This is a genomic window from Flavimobilis soli (genome assembly GCF_002564025.1).
Taxonomy (GTDB): domain Bacteria; phylum Actinomycetota; class Actinomycetes; order Actinomycetales; family Cellulomonadaceae; genus Flavimobilis; species Flavimobilis soli.
On record NZ_PDJH01000001.1, the window covers coordinates 1884326 to 1904418 of the forward strand.

Below are 20093 nucleotides of genomic sequence, written 5' to 3' on the forward strand. Positions count from 1 at the left end.
CTCGCGGCAAGAGGTGCCTGTCAGCTTTCGTCCTGGAGGACGATCTCCTGGCCGGTGATCTCGTTGGCGCCGCTCGAGCGGAGCGTCATCGTCCCGACGAGGCCGAGCACGACGAGGACGTTGAGGGCGATCGCGATGCCGCCGAGCCACATGCCGGCGGTCGCGGAGCCGCCGCGGCTCGTGCCGTCGCGGCGGGCGGACCGACCGAGGATGATCGCGACCGCGCCGAACGCGACGCCGATGAACGGCAGGAGCAGGGCGGCGATGCCGGCGACGAGGGAGCCGACGGCGCTGTTGTCGCCGGGCTCGCGCGTCGGCCTGGGCGCGGGTTGTGCGGGCGGCGTAGCGTCGACGATGCCGGACTCGAGCAGCCCTGCGGCGACGTCTTCGGGGGTGCCGAGCTGGCTGAGGATCGCGGTGATGTCGTCGTCGGTCGCGGGGCGCCCGAGCGACGCGAGGGCGTCGTCGAGGTGCTCGCGGACGGAGCCGAGGGCGTCGGCGCGGTCGACCGGTGATGCGGTGGCGAGCATCCGGCCGAGGTCGTCGAGGTACCGGTCGACGCGGGCGGCGAGCGCGGGCTCGAGCGGGTGCTGCTGGGCTTCGGTCATGTGTGGCTCCCGAGGAGTGCGGAGTCGACCGCGTCGCGGAACTGGTTCCAGACGGTCGTGAACTGGTGGAGGGACTGCTGGCCGGCGGGGGTGAGCGAGTAGTAGCGGCGGGGCGGGCCCGACGGCGACTCGCGCCACGAGGTCTCGACGAGACCTTGGCGGCGCAGGCGTGCGAGGAGCGGGTAGAGGGTGCCTTCGCCGTTCATGAGGACGCCGTCGGCGCTCAGGCGTGCGCCGATGTCGAGGCCGTAGGCCTCGCCGTCGCGCAGGAGGGCGAGCACGCAGTACTCGACGCTCCCGCGTCGCAGGTGCGACAGGATGGATTCGTCACCGGGTTCCATGCGTCACAAGGTAGCCGGGCGCGAGAGAGCCCACAAGGGTGTCCTGGGTGCTTCAGCCCGCGAGCATCCGGCGGATCGCCGCGGCGAGCCCGTCCTCGACGTTCGACGACGTCACCCACGTCGCCTTCGCCTGTACCGCGGCCGACGCGTTCGCCATCGCGACCGACGTGCCCACGTGCGCGAACATCCCGAGGTCGTTCGGGCCGTCGCCCACTGCCGCCATCTCGTCACGCGCGATCCCCAGGTCGGCGGCGAGCTGGTCGATCCCCGTCGACTTGTCGACCCCCGGCGCGACGACCTCGAGGTAGTGCTCGCCCGACAGGAACGCGTCGCAGCCCTCGGGCAGCGCCGCCGCGAGCCCGGGCACCAGGTCCGGCAGCCCCTTCGCGGGCGGCACCATGAGCTTGTGCGGCCCGGGGGAGCCCGGCGCGAGCTGCGCCGCGCCCAGCAGTCCGGCCGGGGCCTGCCCGGTCGCCTTCTGCTCCCACTCGCCGTACCCGTCCCAACGGGACGGGAACCAGCCCGCGCCGTCGTACCAGTTGGCGACGTGCTCCGCCGCGACGACCTGCTCGACGATCGTCCGCGCGACCTCGTGGTCGAGCCGCGTCGAGTGCAGCTCGGTGAACGTCCCGTCGGCGTGGAACTGCCCGACGAGCGCCCCCTGGAACGCGACGACGCAGCCTGCGAGCGGCGCTCCCGGGACGTCGAGCAGGCCGAGCTCCTCGACGAGGTGCCGCATCGCGAGCGGTCCGCGTGCCGACGCGAGCACGACCGAGACGCCCGCCGACGTCGCCTCGGCGACCGCTGCCTTCACCTCAGGGGAGATGCGGTGGTCGGGGGTGAGGAGGGTCCCGTCGACGTCGGAGGCGATCAGGCGGACGGGTGCGGTGGTGCCGGGCATGCCTCAAGCATGCCTGCTCGCGGCCGCGGCCGGGTCGCGCGATACCGTCGAGGCCATGGACGACCTTCTCGAGGTGCTCACCGTCGACCAGCTCCGTGCGCGGGCGAGCGTCCGCTGGAGCCACTACCCCCACGACGTGCTCCCCCTGTGGGTCGCTGAGATGGACGTGCCGGTCGCGGAGCCCGTCCGGGAGGCGGTCCGCGCCCTCCTCGACGCGCACGACGTCGGCTACCCGCCAGAGGACGGCGCGCTCACGGCGGCGTTCACCGGCTTCGCGATGCGGCGCTGGGGCTGGACGGTCGACGCTACGGCGGTGCGGCAGCTCACCGACGTCATGACGGCGGTCCAGACCGCCGTCGCAGCCGTGACGCCGCCCGGCGGCGTCGTCATCGTCCCGACTCCCGTCTACGGCCCCTTCCGCTGGTACACCGAGGGCTCCGGCCGCCGGGTCGAGACCGTCCTGCTGCGCGAGGGTCGGCTCGACGTCGACGCGATCGACGCGACGGCCGCGCGCGTGCGCGCCGAGGTGGGGCCCGGTGAAGGGATCGCCCTGCTGCTGTGCAACCCGCACAACCCCACGGGCGTCGTGCACACGCGCGCGGAGCTCGCCGCGCTCGCGGACGTCGCCGCGCGTCACGACGTGCGGGTCGTCTCGGACGAGGCGCACGCGCCGCTCGTCCTGCCGGGCTCGCCCGCCTACGTGCCGTACCTCGAGGTGGACCCGCGTGGGCTCGCGGTGCACTCCGCTGCGAAGACGTGGAACCTCGCGGGCTTCAAGTCCGCGTTGCTCGTCGCGGGCGACGAGGCCCGGGACGTGCTGGGCCGCGTCCCGACGCACCTGGGCGACGCCGTCGGGCACGTGAGCATGGTCGCGCACGCGGCCGCGTACCGGGACGGCGGGGCGTGGCTCGACGAGCTGCTGCCCGCGCTCGCGCGGCGCCGTGACCTCTTCGTCGGGCTCGTGGGCGAGCACCTGCCGGGGGCGCGCGTCCGCGTGCCCGAGGCGACGTACCTGGGCTGGGTCGACCTGCGGGCCGCAGGCCCGGACGGTGCGGGGCTCGGGGACGACCCGGCGCACGCATTCCTCAAGGAGGGGCGCGTCGCGCTGGGGCGCGGCCTGGACTTCGGCCCGGGCGGGGAGGGGCACGTGCGGGTCAACTGTGCGACGCGCGTGGACGTGCTCACCGAGGCGTTCGAGCGGATGGGCGAGGTGGCTGCGGCCCACCGCGCCTGACGGTCGCGGCCCCGTCCCGGACGGGGTGTGACGGAGGAGTCACCCGCTTCCGCTCCCGGTGCCGACGAGGCGTTGGTAAGTTTGACAACACCACGTCGGCAACCCGAAGGGTCCTCCATGTTCCTCGCACTGCGCGAGCTACGATTCGCGCGCACCCGCTTCGCGCTCATGGGCGCGGTCATCGCGCTCGTCTCCGTCCTCGTCGTCCTTCTGTCCGGTCTCTCCGCCGGCCTCGTCAACGACGGCGTCTCCGGTCTCAAGCAGCTCCCCGTCACGCACTTCTCGTTCGCAGGAGGCACCAAGACGGACGCCGCCTTCACCCGCTCCATCATCGATGTCGAGCAGGTCGACCAGATCGCCCAGCAGCCGGGTGTCGCCGAGGCCGCCCCCTACGGCCTCATGCTCGCCAACGCCAAGGAGGACGAGGGCGGCCAGCCCGTCGACCTCACCCTGGTCGGCGTCGAGCCGGGCTCGTTCGTCGCCCCGACCGCCGTCGCCGAGGGCGAGCTCGTCGGCCAGGCCGACGGCATCGTCGTCTCCTCGACCGCGAAGGACGTCGGCCTCGAGCTCGGTGACCAGGTCACCCTCGAGCGTCTCGACCGCACGCTGACCGTCGTCGGCATCCTGCCCGAGCAGCACACGTTCGGCCACGTCGACATCGCGTACCTCCCGCTGTCCACCTGGCAGGCGCTGCACGCAGGCGGCGACGTCACCGTCGCAGCTGACGCCGAGGTCCCGGACGTCACGACCGCAGCCGCGCTGCGCGTCACCGACGACTTTGACGCCGAGGCTGCCGACGCCGCCGTCGGCACCGTGACCCGCACCCTCAAGGCCTCGTTCGGCGCCTCGCCGGGCTACTCGGCCGAGACCGCCACGCTCATGCTCATCCAGGTGTTCCTGTACGCGATCTCGGCGCTCGTCGTGGGCGCGTTCTTCACCGTCTGGACGATCCAGCGCCGCCACGAGATCGCCGTCATGCGTGCGATGGGCGCGAACCGCAAGTTCCTCCTCGCCGACAGCCTCGGCCAGGCCGCGCTGCTCCTCGTGGGCGCGATCGGCATCGGTTTCGCGGTCGGCATCGGGCTCGGCGCTCTCCTGCAGGGCACGTCGATGCCGTTCGCGCTCCAGGCACCGGACCTTACGATCGCCGCGGTCCTCCTGGCCGTGCTCGGCATGATCGGCGCCGCCGCCGCCGTCGTCCGCATCACCTCCGTCGACCCCCTGACCGCCCTGGGAGGGCAGCGATGAACGACTCCACCCAGTCCCGCTCCGTCCTCGAGCTGCGGGGCGTCACCCTGCAGCACGGTGACGGCGACTCGACCGTCACGGCGCTCGACAACGTCGACCTCGACGTCGCCACCGGCGAGCTCGTCGCCGTCGTTGGTCCCTCCGGATCCGGCAAGTCCTCGCTCCTCGCCGTCGCCGGCGCACTGATCACGCCCGACCAGGGCGAGGTCCGGCTCGACGGCGTCGACCTCGGCACGTCCGACGCGAGCGCCAAGGCGCGCCTGCGCCGCGAGCGCATCGGCTTCGTGTTCCAGTCCGGGAACCTCATCCCCGCGCTCACGTGCCTCGACCAGCTCAGGCTCGCGCTCAAGATCGCGGGCATGAAGGAGGACGACCCGCGGGCCCGCGACCCGCGCGAGCTCCTCGACGCGGTGTCCATGAGCCACAAGGCCGACCGCCGCCCGCACGAGCTGTCCGGTGGAGAGCGTCAGCGCGTGGGCATCGCCCGTGCGTTCATGACCAGCCCGGCGCTGCTCCTCGTCGACGAGCCGACCGCGGCCCTCGACCGGGCGCGCAGCCACGAGGTCGTCGAGCTCCTCGCGAGGGAGGTCGGCTCGTTCGGTGCTGGCGCGCTCATGGTCACGCACGACCACGACGTCCTCGAGCACTGCTCGCGGGTCCTCGAGATGGTCGACGGGTCGCTCGGAGCGCCTGCCGCCCGCTGACGGCTCCCACGCCGACCGCTGACGGCCCCCAGGCCGCCAGCTCGCCTGGCCGACGCCGACCGCCCTTCGGGGTGGTCGGCGTCGTGCATGGTCCAATAGCCCCGAAGGAGGGCACATGCCGAGGATCAACGCCGCGACGCTTGCAGAGCACCGCGCGGCACAGCAGCGGGCGCTGCTCGACGCCGCCCGTGAGCTCGTGGCGGAGCACGGGGCGAACTTCACGCTCGCGCAGGTCGCTGCACGGGCCGGGCTCGCACGGCCGAGCCTCTACCAGTACTTCAAGTCGCGCGAGGAGCTCGTCGAGGCTGTCGTCGCGGACGTGTTCCCGCGGTGGTCGGCCCGCATCGCCCAGGTCGTCGCGGCCGCTGCGAGCCCGCGCGACGCCGTCCTCGCCTACGCACGGGCCAACCTCGAGCTCGTGTCGGGCGGCGAGCACGAGATCGCGGCCGCGCTCAGCGCGATCGCCCCGCAGCCTGTCGTGGCGCTGCGCAGCGCCGCGATGCACCGGGAGATGCTCGAGCCGCTCGCGCGCACGCTCGACCAGATGGGCATCAGCGACCCCGACCGTGCGGCGGAGCTCGTCAACGCCGTCGTGCTGGCCGCCTCGAAGCAGGTGGACGCGGGGGAGAGCGTCGGCGCGGTCATGACTCGCGTCGAGGCCGTGCTCGCGCTCAGCGCGCGCGGCTGACGTCCCGCTGCCGTGGCCCGCGCCGCGTAGGCGCTAGGGCCTCTCGGCCGCACCTGCGCGACCTTTCGGAAGCACGAGACGGCCGGTGCCGGCTGAGCCGGCACCGGCCGTCGGTGCTCTGAGCGATGTCTAGCGAGCGACCTCGAACCAGACGGACTTGAGCTGACCGTCGAGCTCGTCGTAGGCGACGCCCCAGCGTGTCGCGAGCATGTCCACGAGGGCGACCCCGCGTCCGCCCGGCTGCGTGGGCGGCGGGTGCTTGATGATCGGCAGGTCGCGGGCGCAGTCGCGCACCTCGACGCGTGCGCGCTCGTCGTCGACGTCGATGACGAGGGAGACAGGAGGCACGGCGTGCGCTACCGCGTTCGTCACGACCTCGCTGACCAGCAGGATCATCACGTTGAGGGTCTCGCCCTCGATCCCGGCCTCCGACAGGAGGTCGTGGGCCCATCGGCGTGCGGGCGCGATCGCTGCGAAGTGCGGCTCGATCTCGAGCGCGTGCTGCATGCGGTGCCTCCCTTCCGCGCCGTGCGGCGCCGCCTGCGGTCTGGCTGATCCTAACCGTGGGCGCCTCGCTTTCGTGCCCTCAGGGTTTCGTGGCGAGGGTGCCGCCGCAACTCGAGACATCGGAGGAGGCCCTGGGCGGGCGCGTCACGGTCGGCGCGTCGGCGGGCTTGACGGGCCCCGTGACGTACCGTGGTGACACGAAGGGGCCAGATTTCGCGGGATCCCGCGATTTCAGGCATGATTCCCTACGCTTGACCATGTCCCGCCGAACGGCAGGCACAGTTAGTCCACAGCTCGCCGCGACGTCCCTGCCGTGGCGTGACCCGATGAAGGGAATCGCATGTCGCTCAACCGCTCTGACCTCGTCTCGGCCATCGCCGCCAAGGCTGACCTGACCAAGGCTGACGCTGACAAGGCCGTCGCCGCGCTGCAGGAGGTCCTGATCGAGTCGCTCGCCGCCGGCGAGGCCGTCAAGGTCACCGGCCTGCTCTCCGTCGAGCGCGTCGAGCGCGCCGCTCGCACGGGCCGCAACCCGCGCACGGGCGAGGAGATCCAGATCCCCGCTGGCTACGGCGTCAAGATCTCGGCCGGCTCGCTGCTGAAGAAGGCCGTCGCCAAGTAAGGCACGCAACCGCCAGAGGCCCCGTCCCCGGTCCTGACCGGTGGCGGGGCCTCTGCGTGCCGGGACAGTCGTGCAGGTCACGGTCCGCGCAATTTGACCGTGGTTCTGCGGCCCCCGTACGATGAGGCGATCAGTGACCGCTCCCCGGGCCCTTAGCTCGCTGTGCCGGAGCAAGGTTTCAACCCGAGAAAGGACGATCATGGCAGTTCCGAAGCGGAAGATGTCCCGCTCCAACACCCGTGCCCGCCGCTCGCAGTGGAAGGCGACCGAGACGCAGCTCGTCGAGGCTCGCGTCGACGGCCAGACCGTCCGTATCCCGCGTCGTCTGGTCAAGGGCGCGCAGCGTGGCCTGGTGGCCGTCGAGGCCTGAGCCTCGCGCACCGAACAGTCTTCGTCGAAGGCCCCCGATCCGTATGGATCGGGGGCCTTCGTCATGTCGGGAGGGTCGACCGCCGCTGCGGCCGCGGGACCTGGCAGGGGCCGCGCCTAGAGGTCGCCCTTCTTCTGCAGGTGGTGCATGGCCACCCAGCCGATCGGGATGCGCACCCAGTACGTCATGAAGCGGAACAGCATGACGACGGTCGCGGCGATACCGGCGGGAACGCTTGCCGTGGCGGTGAGGGAGCCCGCGAGCACGAGCTCGATCGCGCCGACACCGCCCGGGGTGGGTGCGGCCGCACCGACGGTGTTGCCGATCAGGTAGATCACGGCGACGTCGATCAGGGAGACCGACTGTCCGAAGGCCCGCAGGGCGGCGTCGAAGGCGAACACGAGGCCGAGCGTCAGGATCGAGTTGCCGAGCAGCGCGACGAGGAGACGCTTCGGGTCGGAGAACACCGACGACAGGCGCGGCCACGTCTGCGCCCACAGGGGCTCGACCTTGGCGAGGATCCACCGGCGGAGCTGCGGCACGAGCATGACGGCCGCGATGAGCACGCCGAGGATCCCGACAGCGACGAGGACGGGCGCCGACGGCAGGGCGCGCAGCAGGCCGCGGTCGCCGCTGACGACCGCGAGCACGGCGAGCAGCACGACGGTGACGACCACCTGCGACACCTGCACCAGCGCGACGGTCGCGCCGGCGAGCGCCCCTGACACCCCTCGGCGAGTCAGCAGGCGCAGGTTGAGCGCGGCGGACCCGATGCCCGCGGGGGCGGCGAGGGCGACGTACGACGACGCGGCCTGGGTGAGCGTCGCCCGCCACACGCCGATGCGCACGGGCGAGAAGGCGAGGAAGCCGAGGGCGGCACCGAGCCAGGTGATCGTGCCGGCGGCGAAGCACACGAGCGCCCACCAGGGGTTCGCGGTCGCGACGGCCTCGGTGATCTGCTGGAAGTTGAGCTTCGTGACGACGACGATCACGGCGACGAGCGTGAGCGTCACGGTGATGATCGTGCGGGCCCCGAAGCGCACGAGCCGTTCCGGCTCGAGGTTCGCCTCCGGGAGGCGCTGCGCGATCTCGGTCCGCAGCTCGTTGAGCACCGGGCTCTTGGAGGAGCGGATCTCCTCGCGTGTGGAGCGCGGAAGCGCCACGGTCTGCAGGAGAGGGCCGAGCGACTCGATGAGCGCGTCGTCGACGAGTTCTCCCGCGGAGGCGAGAGCGCGCTCGGGGCCGACGCGCAGCGCGAGCAGCGTGAGCATCTGCGTGAGGTCCATGCGGCGCGCGAGCGTCGATGACGCGATGTCGCCGTTCTCCCAGCCGGTGAGCCACACCTGGGGCTCACCGTCGGTCTGCGCGACGAGGACGACGTCGGCGGTCAGGGAGCGGTGGGCGAGGCCGACGGAGTGCGCGCGCAGGAGCTGGCGCCAGCACTCGTGCAGGACCTCGTCGGTGAGCGCCTCGCACTCGAGGTCGCGCAGCGAGACCGTGCCGGCGGCGTGCTCCTGGACGAGCAGCATCGAGTCGGCGGACTCGGCGACGCCGAGCAGCTCGGGCGTGCGGACGCCTGCCGCGCGCGCGGCGTGCATGAGCAGGGCGGCGCGCTCCGCGACGGAGCGCAGCGAGATCGCCGAGCGACCCTCGAGGCCGCGCATGCGCAGGGAACGCCACGCCCGGGTGAGGAAGCCGAGGACCTGCCGCTCGCCGTCGAGCACGACGACGTCGAGGCGGTCGCGGTCGGCCGTCGTGAGGGCGTAGACGCGGTGGTCGGCGGAGCGCAGGAGCGCGAGCGCCGACGGGTCGAACGACGACGCGTCGGGCGTGCCGACGACCGTGCCGACGGCGCTGCCGGACCACCACGGGCCCGACCGCGGGATCGGCTGCGGCTCGGACACGGTGCCCTGCGGGCTGACGGAGCGTTCGACGTCGTCGGGGGCGTCCGTGAGGTCGCGGACGCGCACGATGCTGAGCGGGTCGAACCCGGCGCGCCGCACGCCGTCGACCAGCTCCGCGCCGTGCGCGCGCTCGGAGCGCACGCCCGAGACGTAGCGGACGCCGAGGCCGCCGATGCGGCCGACGAGCAGCATGATCGCGACGCCCGGCAAGGAGACCTGCGCGGTGATGAGGAAGACGATGATCGTGACCCACAGCAGGTTCCACGACCAGCCGACGGTGCGGCGTCGGGTGCGCGGGCCGGAGCCCGTGAGCAGGCCGGAGATCGCGGCGACGAACGCGGGCAGGGAGAGCGTCGCGACGCCGCCCTGGATGATCGACAGGCCGGAGCGCAGCTCGTCCGACGAGAGGGTTTCGAGCAGGACGTACGCGAGGAGCGCGAGCACGAGGCTGACGCCGGCGGCGGTGAGCGACTCGACGAGCTGACGCCCGAGCCGCCGCACCGACAGGTCGACGACGACGGCGAGCGGCACGACGAGGATGACGATGCTCTCGAGGATCGCGACCGGGAAGAGCAGGATGCGGCCGAGGAGCCGCGAGAAGCCCTGGACGTCCTGCTGCACGCCGACGGTCGTCGCGTGGGCGAAGACGGTCAGGAGCAGGATGACGCCGATGCCGAGCAGGCACAGCGTGATCGCGACGAGGTCCTGCGGGCGGCGCACGCGGTCGGACGGGGCGTCGACGAGGCGGACGTAGCCGGGCTCGCCGATTCCGGGGAGGCGGTCATGGTCAGGGTCGCCGACCGTGCGGGTGCGCCTCTCGGGTGCGGGACGAGGCACGTCCGGCGCGGGAGCGTCGGCCGTCCCGTGGTCGTCGAACGTGTGCGGCATGGGTCCGAGTCTAGGGCGGCAGGGGCGCCGCGCCGGGCTGTATCTGGGCTGTACACACCCCTCTGGGGGCAATTCCATACCCGGGTCGTAGACCCTCTGCTGCGTCCTCCGTCTCGGGGCGGAGGGCGTCAGCTGACGCCGAGCGCCGCGAGCACGCTCGCCGGCAGGAGGGCGTACCCGACGAACGCGACGACGTCGAGCAGCGTGTGCGCGACGACGAGCGGCATGGTGCGGCGTCGGCCGCGGCGGGAGACGTAGAAAGCGCCGAACACGACGCCCATGACGACGTTCCCGACGAACGGCCCGAAGCCCTGGTAGAGGTGGTACGAGCCGCGCAGCAGCGCCGACGCGGCGATCGCGGCGGGGACGGACCAGCGCAGCTCGCGCAGCCGCTCGAGCAGGTAGCCGACGACGATGATCTCCTCGACGAGCGCGTTCTTGAGCGCGAGGAGGATCAGTATCGGCACGGTCCACCAGTACTCGGCCAGGTTGGCGGCCTGCACCTCGACCGTGATGCCGATCGCCCGGCCGAGCGCGTAGAAGCCGAGACCTGGGATGCCGATCGCGGCGGCGAGGGCGAAGCCCCAGCCGATGTCGCGCAGCGGACGAGCCCGGTCGAGGCCGAGCCGCGTCAGCGCCGACCGCCCCGGCTCGGACAGGAGGTACAGCGCGAGGGCGACGGGGACGAGCACGAAGAAGATCGACAGCAGCTGATAGGCGAGGTCGACCCATGGTCGCTCCGACATCGCGTTGTTGATCGACGCCGCCTGCTCGCCGAGAGCGACGGGTGCGGAGAGCCGCTCGAGGATGTTCGCGACCGCGTAGACCGCGCTCTTGCCGAGCGACAGCCCGAGCACGATCCAGATCTCGACGCCGAGGCGCCGTCGCGCGGAGCGCGACAGCGGGGCGTCGAGCGTGGGGTCGGTCATGTGCTGCTTTATAGCAGGCTGTGCTCGGCCGTGGGTCGACCGGGGTGCGCGTCAGACGTGCGGCAGCTCGTCCCCAGGCCCGGGATAGGACGCCTGCGCCCCCACGGACGTGACGGCGTAGGCGCCGACGCGGGCCGCGTGCTGCGCGGCGTCGGGCAGGGGAGTGCCGGCAGCGAGCTGCTGGGCGAGCGCCCCGACGAACGCGTCGCCGGCGCCGGTCGTGTCGACCGCGTCGACGCGCGGCGAACGTACGTGCATGACTCGGGGTGCGCCGTCGACTGTCTCGGCGACGTGCGCGCCGTCGGCGCCGACCGTCACGACGACGGACCGCACGCCCGCGTCGAGGAGGGCGCGGGCGACGTCCGCGTCCGACGCGCCAGTGGGGAGCGCGACGCCGAGGGCGCGCGCAGCGAGAGCAGCCTCGTGCTCGTTGACGACGAGCGGGTCGGCCTGCCGCAGCACCTGGGTGGCGAGCGCGATCACCGGCGCGAGGTTGACGATCAGGCGTTCGCGGGCGAGCCCCGCGGCCTTCTCGACGGCGCCGCGCGGGATCTCGCCCTGCACGACGACGACGCGCGCCCGGGCGAGCAGGTCCGCCTGGGCGCGCACGGCGTCGGCATCCGTCGCGGCGTTGGCTCCGGGGATCACGGCGATCGAGTTCTCGCCGTCCGCCGAGACGGTCACGATCGCGATGCCTGTGCTGCCGGGAACCACGCGCAGCCCTGACAGGTCGACGCCGTTGGCGCGCAGCCCCGTGAGGGCCGCGTCGGCGAACTCGTCGTCGCCCACCGACCCGACGAACGCGACGCGCGCGCCCGAGCGCGCCGCCGCGACCGCCTGGTTCGCGCCCTTGCCCCCCGCGAGAACGGCCATCGAGCGCCCGAGCACGGTCTCGCCGGGCGCTGGGTGCGCGGCTACCTGGACGAGCAGGTCAGCGTTCGTCGACCCGACGACGACCACGTCGAGGGACGCGGCACCGACCGCGGCTGACGACGGCCGCGGGGCGCCCGTCACGACAGGAGCCTGGCGACGTCGTCCACGTGCATGGGATGGACAGGCAGCTGCGGGGGCGGCAGGTCGCGCACGTTCGACGGGGCCTCCAGCTCGAGGGCGGCGGGAGCCGGTACGTCGCGCCTGAGCGGGGCCGGTCCGGTGGACCCGCGCACCACGAGATGCGCGTCCAGCACGACGCTCTCCGGCGTCTCGCCGTCAAACATCCGGGTGAGCAGCTCGACCGCGAGCTCACCCGTGCGTGCCGGGTCGTGGGCGACGACCGTGACCGGCGGGTCGATCAGCCGGAACGCCTCGATGTCGTCGTAGCCGACGATCGACAGCTCGTCCGGGATCGAGATCGCACGGTCCTGGCAGACGTGCAGCGCGCCGAGCGTCATGAGGCTGTCGGCTGCGATGAGCGCGGTGGGTGGGCAGGCGAGGTCGAGCAGACGACGGGCTCCCGCGACACCGCTCGCGACCTGGAAGTCGCCCTCGTAGACCAGCGCCGTGTCCTGGTCCGCGCCGTGCTTCTTGACGGCGTCGCTGAACGCGACGAGACGCTCACGGCCCGTCGATGTCGACTGAGGGCCGGCGATGCAGCCGATGCGGTGGTGCCCGAGGTTGACCAGGTGCTCGACAGCCTGGGCGATCCCGCCGAGGCTGTCCGACGTGATCGAGGGGACGTCGAAGCCGTCGATGGTGCGGTCGACGAACACGGTCGGGATGCCGAGCCTGACGATCTCGCGCAGCGCGCCGGACCCGTCTCCCTGCGGGGCGATGACGATGCCGTCCGCTCGGTGCGCGATGAGCAGGTCGATGTACCTGTCCTGCTGCTGCGTCGACTCGTTCGCGTTGCACAGTATGATCGCGAGGCCTGCCCCGCCTGCGGTCTGCTCGGCCGTGTGCGCGATCTCGGCGAAGAAGGGGTTGCGGATGTCGGAGACGACGACACCGATCGACTCCGTCCGCGTCTTGCGCAGGGCGCGCGCCTGCGCGTTGGGGCGGAAGCCCAGCTCCGTCGCGGCTTCGGCGACGCGCGTGCGGGCGTCGACGGACGTGGAGGGGTGGCCGGAGAGGACACGGGAGGCGGTGGCTACCGAGACGCCCGCGAACTTCGCGACGTCCTGAAGAGTGACGGGTCGCATCGTCGGCCTCCTCGCTCTCCACCCTCACGGCCGCGGGCGGGAGCCTCTGGACCGATCGCGCAGAATCGATTACATGACGCTAGGTCAGGAAGCGCTCCCACCACAAGCAGCCAAAACGGGCACCTTTCGGGGGCCCGTCCTGACTGCCTGGTCCTGAGGGACGCTCAGGAAGCCCGCCGGAGCCGGAGGCTGTTCGTCACCACGAGGACCGAGCTGAGCGCCATCGCGGCCCCCGCGATCATCGGGTTGAGCAGGCCCGTCGCTGCGAGCGGGATCGCCGCGACGTTGTACGCGAACGCCCAGAACAGGTTCTGCTTGATGATCCGCAACGTCGCCCGCGAGACGCGCACGGCTGCGGCCGCGGCGCGCAGGTCTCCGCGCACGAGGGTGATGTCGCTCGCCTGGATCGCGACGTCCGTCCCGGTCCCCATCGCCATGCCGAGGCCCTGCCTGCCCGCCTGCGCGAGCGCTGCGGCGTCGTTGACGCCGTCCCCGACGACCGCGACGACGCGCCCCTCGTCCTGGAGCCGGGCGACGACGTCGACCTTCCCTTCGGGGAGCACGCCTGCGACGACGTCCGCCGGATCGATCCCGACCTCGCGGGCGACGCGGCGCGCTGCACCGGCGTTGTCGCCCGTGACGAGGAACGGCCGCAGCCCCAGGCCGCGCAGCTCCGCGATCGCGGCGGCCGAGGACTCCTTCACCGGGTCGCGCAGCACGACGACCGCCTGCGGCTGGCCGTTCCACGCGACGACGACCGCCGTCGCGCCGTCCTCCTCCGCGGCGAGGACTGCCTGCTCGGCCGCGTCGTCGTGCGCGCCGGTCTGCTCCGCGACCCAGTCGGGCTTGCCGACGACGACGCGCCGCGACACGTGCGGCCCCGAGTGTGCCGTGCGCACGGTCCCGGACACGCCGCCGCCCGGCGACGTCGTGAAGTCGAGCGCCTGCAGGCTCCCGATGACGACGCCGTCCGCCCCGACGGCGGGCTCGCCGCCCTCGCCCTCGCCCGCGGCGACAGACTCGTCGCCGAGGTAGGTGCGTGCACGCGAGGTAGGGGGCTGCAAGGCGCTACCTCGCGCGGAAACCCCTACCTCGGCGGAGGGGGCAGGGCTGGAGGGAGCAGGGCTGGAGGGGGCCGACGAGAGCGCGACGGCTCGGGTGCCGCCACCCGCGGCTGCGATCGCGCGGGCGATCGGGTGCTCGCTGCCAGCCTCGATCGCCGCCGCGTACCGCAGCGCCTCCTCGGCGGTGACGCCGGGCCGCAACGGCACGACGTCGGCCACCTCCATCGCGCCCGCAGTGACCGTCCCGGTCTTGTCGAGGACGACCGTGTCGATCCGGCGCGTCGACTCGAGGGTCTCCGGGCCCTTGATGACGACGCCGAGCTGCGCAGCCCGGCCGGTGCCGACGAGCAGGGCGGTCGGCGTCGCGAGCCCGAGCGCGCACGGGCACGCGATGATGAGCACCGCGACCGCGGCGGTGAACGCCGCCTGGACGTTCGCCGCGTCCGTGCCGCCGACGACGAGCCACGTGACGAGCGTGCCGACCGCGAGCACGAGGACGACCGGCACGAACACGGCCGAGATCCGGTCGGCGAGCCGCTGGACGGGCGCCTTCCCGGACTGGGCGTCCGCGACGAGGCGGCCCATCTGGGCGAGGGTCGTGTCCTCGCCGACGCGCGTGGCGCGCACCACGAGGTGGCCGTCCGTGTTGATCGTCGCGCCCGTCACGGAGTCGCCGACCGACACGTCGACCGGCACAGGCTCGCCCGTGAGCAGGGACGTGTCGATCCCTGCGCTGCCGGAGACGACGACGCCGTCGGTCGCGATCTTCTCGCCCGGCCGCACGACGATCTCGTCGCCGACCTGCAGCGCGACGGTCGGGACCTCGTGCTCGGTCCACGCGCCGGCGCCGTCGGGCCGGCGCACGATCGCGGTCTTCGCGCCCATCTCGAGCAGGGCCCGGAGCGCGTCGCCCGCGCGGCGCCGTGACCGGTGTTCCGCGTAGCGGCCTGCGAGGAGGAACGTCGTGACGACGACGGCGACCTCGAAGTAGAGCTCGGGCATGGCGCTGTGGGCGCGCCGGGGGATCAGGGTGGGCTCCATGGTCATGCCGAGCCTGCCTGCGCCGCCGAGGAGCAGCGCCCACCACGACCACCCTGTCGCCGCGATGACGCCGATCGACACGAGCGTGTCCATCGTCGAACCGCCGTGGCGGCCTGCGCGCAGCGCGGCGCGGTGGAACGGCCGCGCACCCCAGGTGACGACGGGCAGCGAGAGCGCCGCCACGACCCACTGCCAGCCGGTGACCTGGAGCGCGGGGATCATCGACAGGGCGACGACGGGGACGGCGAGCACCGCGGACGTGCGCAGCCGACGCCGCAGGTCGACGCCGCGGTCTGGCTCGGGTGCGGACGTGTCGGCGTCAGGGTCGTGCTCGTGACCTGCGCCGTGCGCGGAGAGCGCGTGCGCGACGGTCTCGGTCGCGTCGGCGACGTGGGCTGAGTGGTCGGTGAGGCCCGACGGCGCGGCGTCGTCCGCCAGGCTGTCGCCTGCGCTCGCGGTGTGGGAGTCGTGCGCCGGGGAGTGCAGGGTCGCTGCGGCCGGCTCGGCCGGGCGCGTGGTCCTGGTGACGCGCGCGGTGTATCCGGCGCGCTCGACCGCGGCGACGAGCTCTGTGTCGTCGGCGACGTGGCCGTCGACAGGGAGGAGGGTGACGCGTGCGGACTCGAGCGGGAGGTTGACGGTCGCGGTCGCGCCGGGGACGCGAGCGAGGCGCTTCTCGACGCGGGCGACGCATGACGCACAGGTCATGCCGGAGATGGCGAGGTCGACGGTGATCGTGTCGGGGACGGCGGTGTGGTCGGTGGTCATCGCAGGAGCCTTCCGATCGCCTGGGTGGCTTCCTCGACCTTGGCGGCTGCCGCCTCGTCGGACTCCTTGGCGGCGTCGACGACGCAGTGGCCGAGGTGGTCACCGACGAGCCCGAGGCTCACGGCGTGCAACGCCTTGGTCACGGCGGCGACCTGGGTGAGGACGTCGATGCAATAGGTGTCCTCGTCGACCATGCGGGCGATGCCGCGGACCTGGCCTTCGATGCGGCGCAGGCGCTTGAGGTAGGCGTCCTTGTCCTGGACGTATCCATGGGTCCGGGGGTGGTCGTTGTGTGCCATGGGTTGACAATACCCCCCAGGGGTAACCGTTCGCTAGGCGCCGGTGCGAGATGTACGGTTTGTGAACTGCCACACTTGAGTAAAAGTCACGTTGCTATAACGATCGCTCGTCATGCGTTTCCGCAGGTCACGCGAGGATCGGGGTAAAGTAAGGGTAAAGAAACCGCCAGAAGTGTGGGTGTTCAGGCAGCAGAATGATCGAGAGTGGGGCAAGGTGGTCCGGGGACTTTGACAGGTCCTGGTGCAGGGCCGAGCCCTGGTGCCGCTCCGACGCCGCCCACAGTCCGGGCAGCCGTGGCCGCCCGCAAGGGCTGAGCCGGCGGGCGGCCGCGCACGAACAGCGGACGAGGGGATCGCCCCCTCGCGCACTCACCCGACAGAAGGTGGCGAGCCCGTTCAGCATGACGGCGATACGCGTAGAGAACGTCTATAAGGTCTTCGGCCGACGACCCCAGGAGGCCGTGCGTCGCCTGCGTGACGGCGCAGCGAGGGACGACGTCAAGCAGCACGGCACCGCTGCAGTCATCGACGCCTCCTTCGAGGTGGCGAAGGGCGAGATCTTCGTCGTCATGGGCCTGTCGGGCTCGGGCAAGTCCACGCTCATCCGCATGCTCAACGGGCTCTGGCGGCCGACCGCCGGGCGCATCATGCTCGGCGACGACGACCTCGCGACCGTGAGCGCTGGGCGGCTGCGCACCCTGCGTCGCTCGACCGTCTCCATGGTCTTCCAGCACTTCGCGCTCCTTCCGCACCGCACGGTCCTCGACAACGCCGCATACCCGCTCGAGATCCAGGGCATGAAGAAGCCGGCACGCCGCGAGCGCGCCCTCCAGGCGCTCGAGCTCGTCGGCCTCTCCGGCTGGGAGGACTCGCTCCCGTCACAGCTCTCCGGCGGGATGCGTCAGCGCGTCGGGCTCGCCCGTGCGCTCGCCGCCGACACCGACATCCTGCTCATGGACGAGGCCTTCTCGGCGCTCGACCCGTTGATCCGCCGCGAGATGCAGGAGCAGCTCGTCGAGATCCAGCAGAAGCTCGGCAAGACGATCATCTTCATCACCCACGACCTCAACGAGGCGATGTACCTCGGCGACCGGATCGCAGTGATGCGAGCCGGACGCATCGTGCAGATCGGCAGCGCAGAGGAGATCCTCTCCGAGCCCGCCGACGAGTACGTCGCCCAGTTCGTCGCCGACGTCGACCGCACGCGCGTCCTGACGGCGGGCTCCGTGATGGTGCGCCCCGGCGTCGTCCTCGCGACGAACGCAGGGCCGCGCCAAGCCGCTCGCGCGATGCGCGAAGCCCACGCCTCCGCCGCGTTCGTCGTCGACCGCGACCGCGTGCTGCGCGGCGCGGTCCGGGACTCCGACGTGGTCGCCGCCGCGCGCGCCGGGGCGACCCGGCTCGACCCGGCGCTGCTCGACGCGGCCCTCACGGTCGACGAGAGCACCCCCTTGTCCGACGTGTTCGCCCCCTCGGCCGAGTCCTCCCTGCCCGTCGCCGTCACGGACGACCGCGGTCGCCTGCTCGGCGTCGTCCCGCGCGTCGCGCTCCTCGAGGCGATGGTCCCGCCGGAGACGGACGTCGACGGTGTCCTCGCAGACCAGCCCACCGTCGCGTCCGCCCCCGAAGGGTACGAGCCCCTGCCACCCGACGACGGCGTCCCCGGGCTCGCGCCCGACGTCCTGCCTGACGCCCCGTCCGCAGAGGCGGGAGCCGGGCCCGCCCTGCACGACCACGCCACGACCGAGGGAGGCTACCGATGAGCGAGACCATGGTGCCCCGCGTCCACCTCGGCGACGCCGTCGAGAGCTTCGTCGACTGGGTGACCGTCGCCGGCGCCAGCTTCTTCACAGCGGTCAAGGACGGGCTGCTCGCCGTGTACGACGTCCTCGACACCGCCCTCGCCGCACCGCCCGCCTGGGCGATCATCCTGGTCATCGCGGCGCTGGCCTGGTTCGCGAAGGGCTGGCTCCTCGCCCTCGGCTCCGCCGTCGGCCTCGCAGTCATCAGCGCCGTCGACCAGTGGGACAACGCGATGGACACGCTCGCGCTCGTGATCCTGGCGAGCGGCATCGCCCTGCTGATCGCGATCCCGCTCGGCATCTGGGCTGCACGCAACCGCAAGGTGTCCCGTGTCGTCCGGCCCGTGCTCGACTTCATGCAGACCATGCCGGCGTTCGTCTACCTGATCCCGACGGTCGTCATCTTCCTCACGGGCGTGGTGCCCGGGCTCGTCGCGACGATCATCTTCGCCCTCGCGCCGGGCGTGCGCTTCACCGAGCTCGGGATCCGCCAGGTCGACTCCGAGGTTGTCGAGGCCGGGCACGCGTTCGGCGCCACCGAGGGCCGCATCCTGCGGCAGATCCAGCTCCCGCTCGCACTGCCGACGATCATGGCCGGCGTCAACCAGGTGATCATGCTGTCCCTGTCGATGGTCGTCATCGCAGGCCTCACCGGCGCGGCGGGCCTCGGCCGCGAGGTCGTCTCCGCGCTCCAGCGCGTCAACGTCTCGCTCGGCTTCGAGGCAGGCCTCGCCGTCGTCATCCTCGCGATGATCCTCGACCGCACGACGGCGGCGCTCTCCGACCGCGCGCCCGTCGCCAAGGCCCTCAAGGCCGCCTGATCACACCGCGCCGCCGGGCCGCACGGCCCGGCGCGAGCGCCGCCCCGCCCGCCCGCTGAGGCCGGGCCCCAGACCCCTACCCGGGCGCCCTCGCGCCCACGAGAGGAACGCATGACCCGCTCACGCACGCCCCGCACCGCCCTCGCCGCCGTCACGACGGCCGCCCTCGCCCTCGGGCTCGGCGCCTGCTCGTCCGACGACGCCAGCACGTCCGGCTCGACCGGTTCGGACGACAAGAAGATCAGCATCGGCGTCCACGCTGGCTGGGACGAGGGCATCGCCGTCTCCCACCTGTTCAAGGCGATGCTCGAGGACGACGGCTACACCGTCGACGAGGAGACCGCGGACCCGGGCGTCGTCTACACGGGCCTCGCCGGCGGCAGCTACGACCTCAACTTCGACATGTGGCTGCCCGCGACCCACGCGGACTACCTCAAGAAGTACGGCGACGACCTCGAGCAGCTCGGCGTCTGGTACGACGACGCGCGCCTGACCATCGCGGTCAACGAGGACGCCCCGATCACGTCGCTCGCCGAGCTCGGCGACGCGGCCGAGCAGTTCGGCGACCGGCTCGTCGGCATCGAGGCGGGTGCCGGCCTGACCCGCATCACGCAGGACGAGGTCGTCCCGACGTACGGCCTCGACTCGATGGACTTCGTCATCTCGTCGACGCCCGCGATGCTCGCTGAGCTCAAGAGCCGCACCGACGCCGGTGAGAACGTCGCCGTGACGCTGTGGCGCCCGCACTGGGCGTACGACGCGTTCCCGATTCGCGACCTCGAGGACCCGGAGGGCGCGCTCGGCGGTGCCGAGGAGATCCACACCGTGGGCCGCAGCGGTTTCGCCGAGGACCACCCGGACGTCGCGGCGCTCATCAAGGCGTTCACGCTGACGGACGAGCAGCTGTTCTCCCTCGAGAACATCATGTTCAACGAGGACGAGGGCGCCGACCCGGACAAGTCCGTGCGCACGTGGCTCGAGGCGAACCCGACGTTCGTCGACGACCTCAAGGCCGCTGCGGGGGTCTGAGACCTCCGGCGCGGCGCCGCGCGACAAACGAGACGGTCCCCGTCGCGTCCGAGAAGCGGACGCCACGGGGACCGTCTGCACGTCCGGCGGCGAAGGCTGACCTGCGTGCCCAGGTAGGCCAGATCTGGGGCCAACGGGATCAACGGCGTCTGCGCGTTCGCGTTCGCCGCCCGGTCTGCGGCCAAGC

Annotated in this window: 19 protein-coding genes; 9 read left to right on the forward strand and 10 right to left on the reverse strand. The window is 72.5% G+C overall.

From position 1 onward, the window contains the following. Positions 1–20 precede the first annotated feature (20 nt). The 3 genes from ATL41_RS08615 to ATL41_RS08625 are packed head-to-tail and all read right to left on the reverse strand — an operon-like array spanning position 21 to position 1850. Entirely contained in the window at positions 21–608 is a 588-nt protein-coding gene (locus tag ATL41_RS08615; RefSeq protein ID WP_098458111.1) for an HAAS signaling domain-containing protein, read from the reverse strand. Then, positions 605–949: a PadR family transcriptional regulator gene (locus ATL41_RS08620; RefSeq protein ID WP_098458112.1), complete on the reverse strand. Its 345-nt coding sequence runs from the start codon at positions 947–949 to the stop codon at positions 605–607. Before ATL41_RS08620 ends, ATL41_RS08615 begins: the two co-directional genes overlap by 4 nt. A gap of 52 nt (positions 950–1001) precedes the next feature. Continuing rightward, a complete protein-coding gene (locus ATL41_RS08625) occupies positions 1002–1850 on the reverse strand; it encodes a Cof-type HAD-IIB family hydrolase (protein WP_098458113.1) in 849 nt (282 codons plus the stop codon). A gap of 55 nt (positions 1851–1905) precedes the next feature. On the opposite strand from ATL41_RS08625, the gene ATL41_RS08630 reads away from it, so the two are divergent. From ATL41_RS08630 to ATL41_RS08645, 4 genes are all read left to right on the forward strand, one after another. After that, positions 1906–3084 (forward strand): MalY/PatB family protein, encoded by a 1179-nt coding sequence (locus tag ATL41_RS08630; protein ID WP_098458114.1) that lies wholly within the window; start codon positions 1906–1908, stop codon positions 3082–3084. 117 nt (positions 3085–3201) lie between these two features. Beyond that, entirely contained in the window at positions 3202–4332 is a 1131-nt protein-coding gene (locus tag ATL41_RS08635) for an ABC transporter permease (RefSeq protein ID WP_098458115.1), read from the forward strand. Further along, complete coding sequence (locus ATL41_RS08640) at positions 4329–5036, forward strand: ABC transporter ATP-binding protein (protein WP_098458116.1); 708 nt, start codon at positions 4329–4331, stop codon at positions 5034–5036. Before ATL41_RS08635 ends, ATL41_RS08640 begins: the two co-directional genes overlap by 4 nt. A 115-nt stretch (positions 5037–5151) precedes the next feature. Continuing rightward, a complete protein-coding gene (locus ATL41_RS08645; RefSeq protein ID WP_098458117.1) occupies positions 5152–5724 on the forward strand; it encodes a TetR/AcrR family transcriptional regulator in 573 nt (190 codons plus the stop codon). 129 nt (positions 5725–5853) lie between these two features. Here the strand turns inward: ATL41_RS08645 and ATL41_RS08650 are convergent, their stop codons facing one another. Beyond that, positions 5854–6231, reverse strand: coding sequence for an ATP-binding protein (locus ATL41_RS08650; protein WP_098458118.1), 378 nt, complete (start codon positions 6229–6231; stop codon positions 5854–5856). A 340-nt stretch (positions 6232–6571) separates the two neighbouring features. On the opposite strand from ATL41_RS08650, the gene ATL41_RS08655 reads away from it, so the two are divergent. After that, positions 6572–6853 (forward strand): HU family DNA-binding protein, encoded by a 282-nt coding sequence (locus tag ATL41_RS08655; protein WP_098458119.1) that lies wholly within the window; start codon positions 6572–6574, stop codon positions 6851–6853. Positions 6854–7052: 199 nt separating this feature from the next. After that, on the forward strand, positions 7053–7223 hold the full coding sequence (gene rpmF, locus ATL41_RS08660) for a 50S ribosomal protein L32 (protein WP_098458120.1): 171 nt from the start codon (positions 7053–7055) through the stop codon (positions 7221–7223). Positions 7224–7339: 116 nt separating this feature from the next. On the opposite strand, the gene ATL41_RS08665 is transcribed toward rpmF, so the two are convergent. The 6 genes from ATL41_RS08665 to ATL41_RS08690 form a co-directional block, all read right to left on the reverse strand. Continuing rightward, positions 7340–10015, reverse strand: coding sequence for a lysylphosphatidylglycerol synthase transmembrane domain-containing protein (locus tag ATL41_RS08665; protein WP_098458121.1), 2676 nt, complete (start codon positions 10013–10015; stop codon positions 7340–7342). Between the two features lie 128 nt (positions 10016–10143). Further along, positions 10144–10944, reverse strand: coding sequence for a CPBP family intramembrane glutamic endopeptidase (locus ATL41_RS08670; RefSeq protein ID WP_098458122.1), 801 nt, complete (start codon positions 10942–10944; stop codon positions 10144–10146). Between the two features lie 51 nt (positions 10945–10995). Further along, positions 10996–11958: a ribokinase gene (locus tag ATL41_RS08675; protein WP_169924533.1), complete on the reverse strand. Its 963-nt coding sequence runs from the start codon at positions 11956–11958 to the stop codon at positions 10996–10998. Next, positions 11955–13082 carry a LacI family DNA-binding transcriptional regulator gene (locus ATL41_RS08680; protein WP_098458123.1) on the reverse strand — a complete coding sequence of 376 codons (1128 nt, stop codon included), beginning with the start codon at positions 13080–13082 and terminating at the stop codon, positions 11955–11957. The genes ATL41_RS08675 and ATL41_RS08680 overlap by 4 nt, the downstream gene beginning before the upstream one ends. Positions 13083–13246: 164 nt before the next feature. After that, the gene (locus tag ATL41_RS08685) at positions 13247–15955 is read right to left on the reverse strand and encodes a heavy metal translocating P-type ATPase (protein WP_098458124.1); all 2709 of its coding nucleotides are present in this window, start codon (positions 15953–15955) and stop codon (positions 13247–13249) included. After that, a complete protein-coding gene (locus ATL41_RS08690) occupies positions 15952–16254 on the reverse strand; it encodes a metal-sensitive transcriptional regulator (RefSeq protein ID WP_098458125.1) in 303 nt (100 codons plus the stop codon). Before ATL41_RS08690 ends, ATL41_RS08685 begins: the two co-directional genes overlap by 4 nt. Before the next feature lie 401 nt (positions 16255–16655). On the opposite strand from ATL41_RS08690, the gene ATL41_RS08695 reads away from it, so the two are divergent. The 3 genes from ATL41_RS08695 to ATL41_RS08705 all read left to right on the forward strand — a co-directional run bounded on the left by ATL41_RS08695 (position 16656) and on the right by ATL41_RS08705 (position 19906). Then, complete coding sequence (locus ATL41_RS08695; protein ID WP_098459010.1) at positions 16656–18017, forward strand: quaternary amine ABC transporter ATP-binding protein; 1362 nt, start codon at positions 16656–16658, stop codon at positions 18015–18017. Further along, positions 18014–18877 (forward strand): ABC transporter permease, encoded by an 864-nt coding sequence (locus ATL41_RS08700; protein WP_098458126.1) that lies wholly within the window; start codon positions 18014–18016, stop codon positions 18875–18877. Before ATL41_RS08695 ends, ATL41_RS08700 begins: the two co-directional genes overlap by 4 nt. A gap of 111 nt (positions 18878–18988) precedes the next feature. Continuing rightward, positions 18989–19906 (forward strand): glycine betaine ABC transporter substrate-binding protein, encoded by a 918-nt coding sequence (locus ATL41_RS08705; RefSeq protein ID WP_098458127.1) that lies wholly within the window; start codon positions 18989–18991, stop codon positions 19904–19906. Positions 19907–20093: the final 187 nt, after the last annotated feature.